General features: G+C 40.9%; 12 protein-coding genes and 1 pseudogene. 10 read left to right on the forward strand and 3 right to left on the reverse strand.

What is annotated here, in order from left to right; translation table 11 throughout:
- The 3 genes and pseudogenes from X965_RS19800 to X965_RS14960 all read right to left on the reverse strand — a co-directional run.
- Window positions 1–175: pseudogene (locus tag X965_RS19800) on the reverse strand (antirestriction protein); the annotation flags it as partial.
- 91 nt (window positions 176–266) lie between these two features.
- A complete protein-coding gene (locus tag X965_RS14955) occupies window positions 267–1139 on the reverse strand; it encodes a GTPase family protein (protein ID WP_036418654.1) in 873 nt (290 codons plus the stop codon).
- 56 nt (window positions 1140–1195) lie between these two features.
- Window positions 1196–2143: a hypothetical protein gene (locus X965_RS14960; protein WP_036418655.1), complete on the reverse strand. Its 948-nt coding sequence runs from the start codon at window positions 2141–2143 to the stop codon at window positions 1196–1198.
- A gap of 644 nt (window positions 2144–2787) precedes the next feature.
- On the opposite strand from X965_RS14960, the gene X965_RS14965 reads away from it, so the two are divergent.
- The 10 genes from X965_RS14965 to X965_RS15010 all read left to right on the forward strand — a co-directional run bounded on the left by X965_RS14965 (window position 2788) and on the right by X965_RS15010 (window position 13632).
- A complete protein-coding gene (locus X965_RS14965; RefSeq protein WP_036418657.1) occupies window positions 2788–3375 on the forward strand; it encodes an inovirus Gp2 family protein in 588 nt (195 codons plus the stop codon).
- A 97-nt stretch (window positions 3376–3472) separates the two neighbouring features.
- Window positions 3473–3682, forward strand: coding sequence for an AlpA family transcriptional regulator (locus X965_RS14970; RefSeq protein WP_036418660.1), 210 nt, complete (start codon window positions 3473–3475; stop codon window positions 3680–3682).
- A gap of 72 nt (window positions 3683–3754) precedes the next feature.
- Window positions 3755–4330 carry a hypothetical protein gene (locus X965_RS14975; RefSeq protein ID WP_036418662.1) on the forward strand — a complete coding sequence of 192 codons (576 nt, stop codon included), beginning with the start codon at window positions 3755–3757 and terminating at the stop codon, window positions 4328–4330.
- 650 nt (window positions 4331–4980) lie between these two features.
- Window positions 4981–6330 carry a type VI secretion system baseplate subunit TssK gene (tssK, locus tag X965_RS14980; RefSeq protein ID WP_036418664.1) on the forward strand — a complete coding sequence of 450 codons (1350 nt, stop codon included), beginning with the start codon at window positions 4981–4983 and terminating at the stop codon, window positions 6328–6330.
- Window positions 6327–6980, forward strand: a complete 654-nt coding sequence (gene tssL / locus X965_RS14985) for a type VI secretion system protein TssL, short form (protein ID WP_036418666.1) — start codon at window positions 6327–6329, stop codon at window positions 6978–6980. Before tssK ends, tssL begins: the two co-directional genes overlap by 4 nt.
- A gap of 49 nt (window positions 6981–7029) precedes the next feature.
- A complete protein-coding gene (locus X965_RS14990; protein ID WP_036418669.1) occupies window positions 7030–9387 on the forward strand; it encodes a type VI secretion system Vgr family protein in 2358 nt (785 codons plus the stop codon).
- 13 nt (window positions 9388–9400) lie between these two features.
- Window positions 9401–9859: a DUF3828 domain-containing protein gene (locus tag X965_RS14995; protein ID WP_036418671.1), complete on the forward strand. Its 459-nt coding sequence runs from the start codon at window positions 9401–9403 to the stop codon at window positions 9857–9859.
- Window positions 9856–12675, forward strand: coding sequence for a hypothetical protein (locus X965_RS19675; RefSeq protein WP_051997340.1), 2820 nt, complete (start codon window positions 9856–9858; stop codon window positions 12673–12675). The genes X965_RS14995 and X965_RS19675 overlap by 4 nt, the downstream gene beginning before the upstream one ends.
- Window positions 12665–13108 carry a hypothetical protein gene (locus X965_RS15005; RefSeq protein WP_051997341.1) on the forward strand — a complete coding sequence of 148 codons (444 nt, stop codon included), beginning with the start codon at window positions 12665–12667 and terminating at the stop codon, window positions 13106–13108. The genes X965_RS19675 and X965_RS15005 overlap by 11 nt, the downstream gene beginning before the upstream one ends.
- A gap of 170 nt (window positions 13109–13278) precedes the next feature.
- Window positions 13279–13632: a hypothetical protein gene (locus X965_RS15010; protein ID WP_051997342.1), complete on the forward strand. Its 354-nt coding sequence runs from the start codon at window positions 13279–13281 to the stop codon at window positions 13630–13632.
- The last annotated feature ends 221 nt before the right edge of the window (window positions 13633–13853 follow it).

Genomic DNA, 13853 nt, shown 5'->3' on the forward strand with positions numbered 1-13853 from the left:
AATATTCCCAATACCCGCCATGATAGTCATCACAAAACTGCCCCATAGTGGTAAATATGACCACTTCAAAGATAGTCCAGCCTTTGACTCGACCAAAGTGATTGAGCCAAAAATCAAGGCGTTGTTCATCAGGGACTAATGCCATTGTGATAGTGCATTCAGTGGTGTTTGTCATAAATTAAATATCCAATAAAAAGAAATAAAAAAGCGCCAATCCTTAACAGGATTGGCGCTGAGAGTAATAATTAATGGGGTAATGTAAGAAGTTAAAAGAACAGGCTCCACAGGGATTTAGCGACGGATACGATACTGTTTTTAACGGTGTTAACCGTACTTCTTATCAATGGCGGCAAGGGAATGATATCGATTAAGGTATCCACAATATCACTGACACATTGACCAAAATCGTTACGTGCGGTGTTCTCCGCCGATTGCGTCCGGTAAGGGCTGTTCAGTTGCCTAGCTACCCCGCTACTGGCTTGCACCGGTAGCGCCTGTATGAGCTGCTCTGCTAATTCAGTCAGTTGATAGTTTTCGACCGCAGAAACTGTTATCACAGGATGATGCGGTTTAAAGGCGGTTATGACGGCTTGTTGCTTTAATATTAAGTTAGCCTCTTGCTCATGGGATGGCTGGTGGCACAGCTCATCCCACTGACGACAGGGCTCTATTTTGTCGGCTTGGCTCAGCACAAAGAGAAATCGCTTAGATTGGTAACCACATTGCTCCGTGAGAAAGCGATAACACTGTTCATCAGAAGACCATGCCCTATCATCGGCTTTGAGTACCCAGATAATTAAATCCAGTTTTGGCAATAAGTTACGGTAGAGCTGGTGGTATTCTCTATCTCGCTTAAGGCTTTCCCCCACGCCGGGTAAATCCACAAAGGTGAGAGTATGGTTATTCATCGTCATACTGAAGCGCTGAACCTGTCGTGTGCAGCCTGAAACATCACTCACAGGCGATAGTGACGATTGAAATAGTGCGTTGATAAGACTGGATTTACCAGCTCCCGTTTTCCCCATCAAGCCGATGGTAGGGGAGTAACTGATTAGCTGGTTGAGTTGATTAAAAAATTGATTTTTAAATGAAAATGGAAAGGCAGAAATTACCCTCCCTAATTCAGATTGGTGGTTCATATTACTTCCTTGAAAGAATGGTTGTGGCTATTCAAGTTAATAATATATATTTGAGATTATTTTAGATTTTTAACATGGTCATATTCTTCATTAATCAAATCAGTTAGCAGTTCATTTATTTGACATCGTTTATTTTTCACCAAAAAATCGAGCTTTTCTTTAACGGTAATATCAAGATAGCAATTAATCGCTTTCTTATTTGTTCGTTCTCTTCTTAACAGTCGTTGTCGCCAAGCACGATTCAGATTATTTATCAGCATTTTTTTTTCGAAGTGATGGCTATTCCAGAGCTTTAATACGCTGTATATCGCTAAGTATTTTTCCTCTGGGTTTATCGGATTAAAGTATTGGAGTGAGTCAATTCCCATTCGTCCTGCATCGAAATGCTCAGATTTGTGATAATCCACCAGATATTGCCAAGCCCATTCTATCCCTTCAGTTGATGTTTCATTGAGCCATTTAAACGGCTTAACCCCGTCACTGAGCTGGAGCCATTGGCGCTTTAAAAAATCGTTGTACTCCGATTTGGGTGGGTCAAACTCATCAAAATACAGAAAATCCAGGTAGATGACGATGAGGCTGAATCGTTCTTCATGCGAGGTGGGGAAGGTGGTATTGATAATTTGGTGGTTAAAGGCGGTGTCATGAATGTTTTGCAAGACTAAAAAGGGATCACTGCCTAAGTGCAGCAGACCCCAAATTAATGCACAGGCTTCCTTGTCTTTTTTTAGCCACTCAATGAGGGATATTGATAAAATATTCTTATGGTATAGTCGCTCGGCTTTTTCACTTTCTGCTTGCCGTTTTTCGCTCGATTCAATGGCGCTGAAGTAGTGATTGATCTCTTGTTTTAATAGGTTTTTGCTGTGAAAAATATCGGGTAGCTTCTGGGTTAGTTTAGGAAACCCATAATAATTTTGCGATTGTACCATGATAAAGCGAACATAAAATCGCAACATGCGAATGTCTGCATTTTTGTCTATCCAATTAATCACCTTGACCATAATTTCTCCATATAAAACTTAGCTAAAAACTAAGTCACAAAATGAGAGTATATCATAACAGATAAAGAAAAATAAAATGTGATATTACGTCATTCTGAAGATAAATAAAAAATAAAACAAGTGTTAATGAATGCCAACTTGACGCTAAAAATTGCCAATTTATTTGCTTTGTTAGGCAATAGACTGACTAAATTACCGTTATCGCTAGTCTATAAACATCGATTTTGAGGTGATGCGCGCTTGCCGTGTGGAGTCAAAATGGTAGAAAAGTTAAATGTCAGGACGGTTTTTTGGGGAAAAATCAGGGAAGAAAAAGGGCTAATCTCCGAGTAAAAATGGCGGCTAAAATGGACTGAAGGTGTGATAACTCGCGGGTGCTTCTCACTCTTTTTGTGACAATATACGTTGGTATAGTATTATGGGGTATCAACATCCTCATCGACTTAACCCAATAGAACTACTCCTCTCATCGTCACTCGATAGATATCATTCTTGATAGGAAAAATCAGCGTGCTCTATCGGTATCATTCATCAATATTGTTAATCATGACACTGTCACGTTTTGTGATGGGAAAAATGTGAATCGTCTCTTTTTTACAACGAATGCCTTGGGTATGACATTACACAGACTTGAGGATCACACCATGTCCCGTTATACCTACAACGAAGATTATCTTTGCAAGATAGACCGTACTCTCCGCCGTGCACTATCCATCACCCATCGACTCACGGCAATCCGGGTTGATTTACGTTTTCCGGCTTCCGACGTACCACATCGTGAAGACTCTGCGGCTATCACGCGTTTTTTCGGTTCACTCAAAGCCAAAATTCAGGCGGATTTAAAACGCAAAAATAAGGCGTGGAAACGTAATCATACTTGCCCGTTATTCTATGTGTGGGTTCGTGAGTTTGGGGAGATTAATCACAAAAAGCACTATCACGTTTTACTGCTTGTCAATAAGGACGTCTATTGCGGGCTAGGTGATTTCAGGAAAACAGACAATACGCTTTGTGCTCTCGTGCAACAAGCGTGGTGTAGTGCTATTGATGTCGATTACCCTGCTGAGCGCTATTTAGTGCATTTTCCGGATAATGGGTGCGCCTGGTTAGACAGTAACGCGCCTCACAATGACATTGCGGTGGAGAAGCTTAACCAACGTTGTCGTTACTTAGCTAAAACGTACTCGAAAGATTACAGTGATGGTGAGCGTTCTTTTGGGTGTAGTCGCTAATAAAAAACATGAGGGGGATATCTTTTGGAAGAGAGATATCCCTAAACACTTATCGATATCCCTTCTGCCTTTTAACGTTAAAGACAGGAGTTCAATAATGACTACTCAAGCTATTCCCTTACTAGATGACCAATTCGTTGATATGAAGTTTATAACCCGCCTAACCGGTTTGACGGATAAATGGTTTTACAAATTAATCCAAGAGGGGGAGTTTCCCAAACCTATCAAACTGGGGCGTAGCTCTCGCTGGTTAAAGAGTGAAGTGGAGCAATGGCTGCAAGCGCGTCTTGTGGCTTCTCGGTATTAACCCTTTTTGAAGTCAATATATTCAATTTAAACCCGATTTGTTCTACGAATTAATTTATGGAGTACTGAGAGTATGAAAAAGCTGCCCGCTCGCTATCAAGAGTTACTGAGTTATTATCAACGTTGGTTAAATGGGTATACGAAGTTGTCCATTTGCCAGGGGATGTGTCATTCACTCATTCAAAACAGTCACTATTTGATGGTGTCGTACATTCGTTTTTCGAGTCATGAAGCCTGCCAGGTGGCGGTTATTCCTGCTCGTCTCTATCGACTGGTGTATGGTAACGCCTACCCTGACAAACTCACCGAAGAAGAGGATTTAAACCTGAGTTTTCATATTGATGAACGGCTGTTACGCTACCACCCTATGCTGGAAGGGATACTGCTCAGTGAATGTGCGCGTCTTAAACAGCACTCCTTTGCTAACAAGTTAATCAGTTTATTTCAGCAATTTAATGATCCGGAAATACGCCCGAAATTGGTCTGGTTATGTTGGTATGATTTGCTGTTAGGGTCACCATTAGACGATTGGAACCATACACTTAAGTTGAAATCCAAAGAACAACTTGTGGAATGGGTGATTGATAGGCAAGCCGAAAATGGGGGATTAACAACTATTATGGATGAATATGTATTGTTCAGCCGATAAGCACGGCAAAGTAATATGGAGGATCAAAAGGATTAATATCGTTAACGCGTGCTACTCACTGTGTTGATATTCCTTCTCATGACAAACCTCATATCTGATAACGCTATGCTTTCACTTCAGACACTTTTGTAATTGCCTTGCGGATGGCAATCAATCAGGCAAACTGATGCCACTGCTATATGTACAACCGTCCTCAGTAGCTTAAGTCATGCTGTTGTCGAGGGTAATGAATCCACGGACATGAAAATCCTCCTAAGTTGCATAATACCCACCTTTTATCTGTTGTTAACAGGGTACGTATAACTCTATATGTGAGTATTCATATCTATTTAAAATAAATAGATAAAAAATATTGCTGTGTTACTTAACCCTACCTATAATTCAAACTATTTATTTAAGATAAGTTACTTATATTGTTTGATGTGAAAGCGAGTTTTTCGTTGTCTTTGATGGTCTCTGAGGACGGATTTGCTTTGGAATAATTTACCGTTTTACCTTATGAGCCTTGGTTTACGGCTAAGGGCGGTAGCGTACCAAATCGTTAGAAATGCTTTACTTTCACGTTTCATTAAATGCCAAATATCGCCACCGTATTTTTAGGAAAAAAGTCACAACGCCAATTGCCTTTGCTTAAATAAAAGGATCATCGAATGAAAATTTATCGCCCATTATGGAATGAAGGGGCATTGCTCTCCCCACAACAATTTCAACAACAAGCTCAGTGGGAAGCCTTCACAAACCAAGGTGTTTCAGGTTTCTCTTCTCCTTTTACCTGGGGGGTGGAAAAAGTTGAGCTGGATGAATCGCTTTTATCGTCAGGTCGCTTGCAAGTTCACCAATTACGGGTGTGGTTGCCAGATGGGACATTAGTGGATACCCAGGTCAGTGATGTCGCTCCTGAGCCGCGAGAGTTGAATTCAACCGCATTATCACAAACAGACAGTCTTGTGCTGGTTCTGGCTTTACCGCTCCTTCAATCAGGGATTGTAAATGTGCAAAAAAAAGGGGCCTTTTCAGAGCGTGCATTACGGTATCAGGAAGAGTGGGTGAATGTACCGGATGTATTTGGTCAGGATGATGAATCCATGGCGGTTGCCAGATTCAATATTACGGTCCGTTTTCAACATGAAAATAATGATGCGTGGCAAACGTGTCCCATTGCGCGCCTAATTCGTGATGGTCAGGGAGGGTGGATAATAGATAGAAAGTTTATTCCTCCAATGACACAATTTTCAGCCAGTCGAGAGTTACAAGAGCGACTCGCTCTGCTGAATCGGCAAATCCGTTCGCGCTGCCAACGATTGATGGCAATGCGTCGTGAAAGCAATGAGCGTTTAGCCGATTTTGCCGTCGCCGATGTTTCCTTATTTTGGTTGTTAAACGCCTTAAACTCCCATGCTAATGTTCTCATCGGTTATGAACGCTACCCACAACGTCACCCTGAAATCATTTGGGCTGAGTTGACCCGTTTGGCGGGGAGTTTATTAACCTTTTCGTTAGAGCATGACCTTGCGACCATTCCTGCCTATATCCATGACGATCTGGAAAATACGTTCCCACCTTTATTTGATTTGCTCAGTACCTTGTTAGAAACCAGCTTGCCTTCTCGTGTGATTGCGCTTGATATGACGCATCCCGATCCGCAAACCTGGCGAGCTTCATTGCATGACCTCAGGCTTAGAGAGGAAGCCGATTTTTATCTGTCTGTCCGTTCAGATAAAACAGCGTGGGAAATTGCTGAAAAGTTCCCGACGCTGTGTAAAATTGGCGCGCCTGATACCGTTAACACACTTTACAGTAAGGCATTAAATGGTATTCCACTCACACCCGTTGACCGGGTTCCTGCGGCGCTCCCTGTGCGCATGGAAAACCAATACTTTGCGCTGGATATGGAGGCTCCGGAGATGCGTGAAATGTTGGAAGAAGGCGTTTGCATGCTATATGTGCCCTCTTTATTTGGTTTCTTAGAGTTAGAACTGTTTGCGGTATTACGCTCATGAGCCAATACATTGATATTGACAAGCTTATGGCAAAAACCTGGTTGATGGTAACTGAGCTAAAATATGGTCGGTATGACCCGGATTCAGGGGCTCTTTATGATACGTGCTGTCAACAAATTGATGCTGTAAAAAATGCATTGGGCCAAACAAAACTCGCTCCCGAGAATATTGAGCACATTATCTATGCACAATGTGCATTATTGGATAAAACCGCGATGGAACTCTTGGCTCGGGGTGATGAAGAAGGTGACGCATTCTATGCTTGGCGAGTTGCCCCCTTACAAGCTCGCTATTTTTCATCGTTGGATGCAGGGGACGCATTATGGGATCGTATCCGGTCAGTGCTGGGGCAGGCTCACCCAGATTATACTGTACTAACCTGCTTTCACCGCGTCTTGGTACTCGGTTTTAACGTCCATACAGCAACCATGGAACCGCTGAGTCCCGAGCGGAAATCATTGATAGATAAACTTTCTGCACAGATTTCTCTACCTGAATCTGCTTTTCCATTAGTCATCCATCATCAGCAAAAATCTAGTCTGAAATTGATACGCTCTTTCAGCTTCTGGACCGCGTTGTTGCTTATTGGTATTACCGCCATTACTTGGGGCGGTCAAACGTGGCTCAATCAATTGTTGTCAGCAGTGTAATCGCCTCGTCTTTACTTTCACTTCTTGTCCATTTCTGAGGGAATAGAATATGCCTAATTCAGTCATCAATGCATTAACACAAACTGTGAAGAACGCTGTGTCGCATGCCCGTTTTCATTTAACGGTACAAGACTGCACTGATTTTTTAGATGTACTCAGTTTCGAATCTGAAGAAGCCCTCAGTCAACCTTGGCGATATGAAGTGACAGTCACGTGCACCAATGCACATCTGACTCCCGAGCAGATGCTACTGAAGTCGGGCGCATTTACCTATCAAACCCCGTTATTACCTGGTCTTCCTAATCAATCGATACGAACAGTGTATGGGGTTATCAGTAAATTCAAACACCTGAAAACGTCAGCGGATGAAACTCGGTATAGCTTGATATTAGTGCCACGTATTGCCTTACTTCAGTACACCAAATGCAGTGAAGTGTATTTAAATCAATCGGTGACAGAAGTGGTTGAAAAGGTACTGCGCCGTCATGGTTTGGAAGGGGCAGACTTTGAGTTTCAACTTTCCCGTGAATACCCGGTCAGAGAATTGATTACACAGTGGCGGGAAACGGATTTAGTCTTTATTCAACGACTTCTTGCCGAAGTCGGTATTTATTGGCGCATGGAAATGGACACTCAATTAGAATTGGATAAAGTGATTTTCCATGACACACAAGAACACTACCAGTTTGGCATGTCACTCCCTTATCGCCATGAATCAGGTCTGAGTGATAATGGGCAAGACAGTGTCTGGGGATTGCAGGTTTCGCATCAGGTGGTCAGTGAGGGGGTGGCAACCCGTGATTATAACTACCGTCAGGCATTAACGCCTCAGGATAGTACTGAAATTATTTCAGGTTTTGAGGGAGTCACTACAGGGGAAGTGTACCACTACGCAGAGCCTTTCTTGAATGTCGGTGATATTGATACCCCAGAAAGTGGCGCTTTTTTTGCTCAGCTACGCCATGAACGTATTCTTAATGCCCAATCGTGGGTATCAGGGCATTCAACCAGCCCAATGCTAGCACCTGGACAAGTTTTAGAAATGACAGGGGTCTTTCCTCAGTTGGCGAAAGACGGTGTGTTAATCACCCATGTTCGCCATCGGGGCGCTCGGGATTCTAGCCTTCAGGTACAGTTTACCGGGCAACTCTACCGTGAAGCCTTATGTTTCAGACCGCCTTTACTCCCTCGACCTGTCATTGCAGGGACGTTACCCGCACGAGTGGAAAGCAGTGAAAAAGGCGATACCTATGCGTGGCTCGATGAATTCGGACGCTACCGTGTTAAGTTGGATTTTGATAGAGAGTCGTCTGAGGCGGGCTTTGCTTATTTATGGCTACGTTTAGCCAAGCCCTACGCTGGAGATACTTACGGCTGGCATGCTCCATTATTGGATGGGACTGAAGTGTCGGTGCAATTTGACGGTGGTGACCTTGACCGACCCTATATCGCCTATGCACAACATGACTCCGAACATCCTGACCACGTGACGCGAGACAACCATACTCGCAATATCTTACGAACACCGGCCAATAACAAGTTGCGCATGGAAGATAAACGTCAGGAAGAGCATATCAAGCTGGCGACGGAGTATGGCAAAACTCAACTCAATCTAGGTCATTTGGTTAACGCACAACGAGAACAACGCGGAGCAGGGTTTGAGTTGAGGACGGATGAGCATGGCGCTATTCGTGCGGGTAAAGGGTTGTTTATCAGTGCAGATGAACAATCAAAAGCACAAGGGGAAGTGCTGGACATGACCCAAGCGGTGCAGCAAATCCAGCAAGCGAACCAACAGATGCAAACGCTGTCTCAAACAGCGGAAAAAGCCAGTGCACTCGCCGCCGATGTTCAATCACAAATTGACCTCTTAGATTCTCGCTTACAGCAGTTACAATCCGCTGTGTTACTAGCCAGTGCGCCGCAAGGGATCGCATTAACGTCCGGTGAACACCTTCAAATGAGCAGCCAAGGCAATACCATGGTGAATGCAGGGCAGCATCTTGATATGAGTGCCATGCAGAACTTATCGGTCGCCGTTGAAAAAGCATTAGGCCTATTTGCACATAAAGATGAAGTGAAAGTGATTGCGAATCAAGGCGCGATCGAAATCAGTGCGCAACACAATACGATGGATTTCTTTGCCCAGCAGCAAATCACTATCACCAGCAGCGAAGATGAAATTGTGATATCGACACCGCAAACCCTGACCCTTAACGGTGGTGGCTCATACCTAAAGCTGAGTGGGCAAGGTGTTGAACACGGTTCTTCAGGGGATTACATCATCAAAGCTGCAAATTATGTGGTGCCTGGCTCGGGGGCTGATATCGCGTGTGAAACGTTGCAGTTTGATGTGACGGATATTGAAGCGCATAAATTAGTGACGAAGTATCCATTGCATGATTAAAAGGATGACATTAATGAAAGTTTTGACATTATTAATCTGTTTATTTTTTTCTTCTCTTTCGTTGGCTTTAGATAAAGGAAGTGCAACACCTGAAACAACGGTATTGAATTTCTATACTGAGTATCTTTTGGAAAATAATGAAGATATTCAAGCAGAGTTGAAAAAAAATGAAAAAGCGATGTTAATGTATGTATCTCCCAATTTAATCAATGAGCTCAAAAAGGAATATTTGAACGCGGATTATTTTGTTGATGCTCAATCTTTTTGTCCGGATTGGATAAGTAATATCAAAGTTAATAACGTTAAGGTTAATAATAAAAAAGCGACTTTAAGACTTGAGTTAGGGGCTGTACCAAACATTTCTAGATATACCATAGCGTTAAAATACAACAATGAGAAATGGAAGATAACTTCAGTAAAACCCGATAACAATAATAGCCCTTATTGCAATGCGTTGAGGAGCATCAAATGATCAATATGGATGTTACAATAAAAAAAATAAATCAAAATGCTATTGAAATTCAAAAAAGCTTTGCTTTCGGTAAAGGTGAATGTGCTAAGTATGTCAAACTTGCTCTTATCCATGGCGGAGCTTCAATAGAAAACTCAGCAATACGCTCAGCTAAAGACTACGGTCCATGGTTAATTGAAAATGGATTTACACCTGTTCCCGGTGCTCAAGCACAAAAAGAGGGGATTAGTTATTCGATTTTGGGTCAGAAAAAAGGCGATGTTGTTATTATTGAACGACTCAAAAAACCAAATAAACCTGAAAGTATTCATGGGCACATTGCGTTATTTGATGGAAAACATTGGGTTTCTGACTTTGTGCAACAAAGAGGCTTTTATCCAAACCAAGAGTATCGAGATGAGAGTACTCCATTTGTTTTATACCGTTACGCTGGTAATCAACCCGCAGACGAAAAAAAAGAAGAAAAAAGCAGTGCCAAGCTAATTAAAATTGTGTATCCCATCCCTAAGAACGAACGTGGTCAAGAATTCTCAAACCTTGATGAAATAATGGCACATGTGAGCGGGGAATCAACAGGAAATTACTTGCTGGGTCGTAATGGAATGTGGCATAGCGGTATCCATATTACCAATGCGACTACGCCCTGGTGTGCCTTAAGTGGAAGCTCCATCACAGAGAAGGCCGGTTTTCCTATTCCCTATAAAGGGAAGCAGGCTATTCGCTGCATGGCGGATGGTGAAATCATTGCCTACCGAATGAATCAAGATTATTTACCCTTGAATTGGAAAACAGGAAGCTTAAATTTATCCGGTTCATTTGTATTGGTGCGGCACTATATCCAACCAGGTGAAACACAAAAGAGCGGGCTGCATTTTTATACGCTGTATATGCATCTGGCACCGTATTCTGCTTATCAAGTGAATCCCACATGGATTGTGCAAGATAAGCTACCGACTTACGCCCCCGAATGGAAAGCGGTTGCAGGGACTCAGGCCTATAAAGACCAACATAAATTAGATGCGCTCCCGAAAGGCTCTATCATCGCTTGGGATAAAAAGGATAGCCAACGTCAACTCAAGGCGGCGAATGGACGCCAGTATGGGCTGGTGACGATTGAAAAGTTAGCCGGCACATCAAAATTAAACGTCGGAGACCAATGTTGGACTCTGGTGGATAACAATAATATTTTGCCTGAAATAGAGCCGAGTTGGTGGAAACAGTTAGCCAGCCCCGCTAAAGAGATGATGCAATTTGATAAGGTGGTCAGTTTAACGACACCCATAACCATAAAGGCTGGTGAGAGTATCGGCCATATGGGGTTCTATCAAGCCCCTAAAGAGCAGGGCATTGATTCACGTTATCAAGTGCATATTGAGTGTATAAGTGCCGACGATAATTTACCGCAATTTTTGCAGAACCCTGACAAAGTCGGCCACGATAAGCCCCAATATTTAAAATGTTTACCCGGTTTAATGCTATGGAATAAACAAGGTGATGATTTTATAAAAACAGAACGGATTGTTGAGTGGGAAAAAACCTTTAAGCTCAGTGAAATAAAAGTTGAAAAAGATAAAAATAGCAATGAATTTTATTTACTGCCTGAATACTTGGGGGCAATACCTAAAATAGCATTAAGTGAGCTCAACGAAATTAATAAACAAAAAGCACAAGAGTCTACTTTGGGTACTTTAGGTAAGAAAAAAAATGAGCTCGGGGCAATAGGGCATCAAGACCAACTAATTAAAGACAATATCGCCCAATACTCAAAGTTTCTTTCCCAATACGACCTTGCAGAGCTAGGGTTTAACGCATTAGTTGCCAATGCCAATGCATTTGACCACTTAAATGGTTATGTACAACCGCAGGTGGAATTTATCAGTGCAGTTTATGAAAATATTAAAGCGGAGATAACGGGCTCTTCTGTGCCACAAAAAGGGATTATCGCCCATAATTATCAGAGATTAATTAATAAGATTAAATCGGACAAAAAGGAAACCTACTCACCTGAGGAATACCGTCGCGCTTTTCATAACCCAATGTTTTCCCATATCGTGAATAAAACCATTGTTAAACACCCGAGTGATTGGTATTACAAAAAAAGTGACAGTGTTTGGCAAAGTTTTCTAAACATATTGAGTGAAGAAGCGCCTTTATGGCGTTCTTACAGCGAAGAGTTTCTTGATAGTATGGTTTGGATGCAGGATGTGGCCAGCGAAAAATTAGGTCCGAATGTGTGGCATATGCATCCATTGGTGTTTTTGTCTCAATTTTTAATGGGTAGGATTGGATGGGCTAATAGTAAATTTGCGCACTTATTAGCAGCAGTTGAATCAAAAAATGATTACAGTGCTTACAACCAAACGAAGCCGAAATTAAAATCATTTTATAAAACTAATTTAACTAAATTGACAATTTCTGAGTTAATTAAAAAACAAAAAGAAAGAGATATATTTGCTGCTGGGAGATATCAGATAATACCGAATACATTGAATGATGCCATTAAAAAGCTAAAAGTAGATACTTCTTCATTATTTGATGAGGCCATGCAAGATTATATATTTGAAGAGTATTTAATAAAAATAAAGAGACCTTCAATTATTAAGTATTTAGAAGGAGATGGAAATGTGGAAGATGCTATCTATGATTGGGCTAAAGAATTTGCATCCGCAGGTGTTAGAATAGGTAAACCTATAAGTAGGGGAAGAAAAGCTAGATTTGAAGGTGAATCATACTATTCTGGTGATGGGTTAAATAGGGCACATATAATGCCTGATGAAATGGTTAAAGCTCTAGAGGAATCAAAAAATGGTCGCTAAATATGGCTTACTTCTAATATTATTTCTTGCATTTACAACAAGTGCTAATGTTGATTATGAAAATTTTGCAGTAAAAAATGTTTATTCCCAACCTAATCATAAATTAGTAGAACCTTCAAGTGGCAATGAACTCTTAGACTCTATTAGAACTAAAGAGTCTTTTTTGCCCGCTAATTTCTCGGGGCATTATCGAATATATACATTTGGTTGTGGCGGTGGAGCACTTTGTGGTGAGGTTTTGGATATTAGTTCGGGTTTAGTTGTAGCAATGCTTCCTGATGAGTATTTAGTAACGAATCACATCGATGATTTAAAAATAGAATTCAATGTAAATAGCTCTTTAATATATATCGAAGGAAATTTAGCTAATGATAATGAAAAAATAAAATCATATTATTCATTCTCTAATGATGGATTCTCTATAGTTGAGTAAAATCTTGTTTTGTAATTCATAACGCAATTAAGTATAACTAACATCAACACAAACCGATTAACTAAAAAACATGCTAATATAGTGAGTTAGAAGTGTACAAAAAGTAGATTAGGTAGTAGTTACTAGCTATATAAAAAATTAATTGATGCTACTAAGGTTCAAAACTTATTATGAAAATAAAACTCACACTATTAGTCGCTTTGATTATATTTCCCACTAAAATTTTAGCTGATGAGAGTTTATGCCAAAAATTTGATTCTATATCGGATAAAGAAAAAGTTTTAATTGACAGCTCTCAATCTGGTTATAAAATTATTGGTAAGGGAAAAACCTATTTTTATACTGCTCCTGATTTTGACTGTAAAATAAATAAATTATTCTTAATCGAAGGTGATCTTGCGAACGCTTATTTTGACTATAGTGACTTTACTTTTCTAATGTACCTAGATAAAAAAGGTAAAACTATCGAAGGTTGGATAGAGTCAAATCGGTTGACTCCTACAGGAACAGGGCCTTCTGATTAAAAGAGATAACCTATTCTATGAAATTCAATTAGACTTAATAGTGATGAGGACTAATATTACCTGCCTAGTTGAAAATCAGGTGATGATAATTATGAAATTTAAAAAATCCTTTCTTATGATATTGCTACCTTTAAGCGCTTTTGCAAGTAATGAAGTTTTCTTTCAATGTGCCACTAAGACGGAACAATTAACTTAGAGTTAATTGGTAAAGACTTAAAGTT

The organism is Morganella sp. EGD-HP17 (assembly GCF_000512315.2).
GTDB lineage: Bacteria > Pseudomonadota > Gammaproteobacteria > Enterobacterales > Enterobacteriaceae > Morganella > Morganella morganii.

Coding starts and splice junctions, on each gene's coding strand:
- X965_RS15005 (WP_051997341.1), top strand. CDS start 12,665: ATGGTCGCTAAATATGGCTTACTTCTAATATTATTTCTTGCATTTACA.
- tssK (WP_036418664.1), top strand. CDS start 4,981: ATGAAAATTTATCGCCCATTATGGAATGAAGGGGCATTGCTCTCCCCA.
- X965_RS19675 (WP_051997340.1), top strand. CDS start 9,856: ATGATCAATATGGATGTTACAATAAAAAAAATAAATCAAAATGCTATT.
- X965_RS14960 (WP_036418655.1), bottom strand. CDS start 2,143: ATGGTCAAGGTGATTAATTGGATAGACAAAAATGCAGACATTCGCATG.
- X965_RS14955 (WP_036418654.1), bottom strand. CDS start 1,139: ATGAACCACCAATCTGAATTAGGGAGGGTAATTTCTGCCTTTCCATTT.
- X965_RS14995 (WP_036418671.1), top strand. CDS start 9,401: ATGAAAGTTTTGACATTATTAATCTGTTTATTTTTTTCTTCTCTTTCG.
- X965_RS15010 (WP_051997342.1), top strand. CDS start 13,279: ATGAAAATAAAACTCACACTATTAGTCGCTTTGATTATATTTCCCACT.
- X965_RS14990 (WP_036418669.1), top strand. CDS start 7,030: ATGCCTAATTCAGTCATCAATGCATTAACACAAACTGTGAAGAACGCT.
- X965_RS14970 (WP_036418660.1), top strand. CDS start 3,473: ATGACTACTCAAGCTATTCCCTTACTAGATGACCAATTCGTTGATATG.
- X965_RS14965 (WP_036418657.1), top strand. CDS start 2,788: ATGTCCCGTTATACCTACAACGAAGATTATCTTTGCAAGATAGACCGT.
- X965_RS14975 (WP_036418662.1), top strand. CDS start 3,755: ATGAAAAAGCTGCCCGCTCGCTATCAAGAGTTACTGAGTTATTATCAA.
- tssL (WP_036418666.1), top strand. CDS start 6,327: ATGAGCCAATACATTGATATTGACAAGCTTATGGCAAAAACCTGGTTG.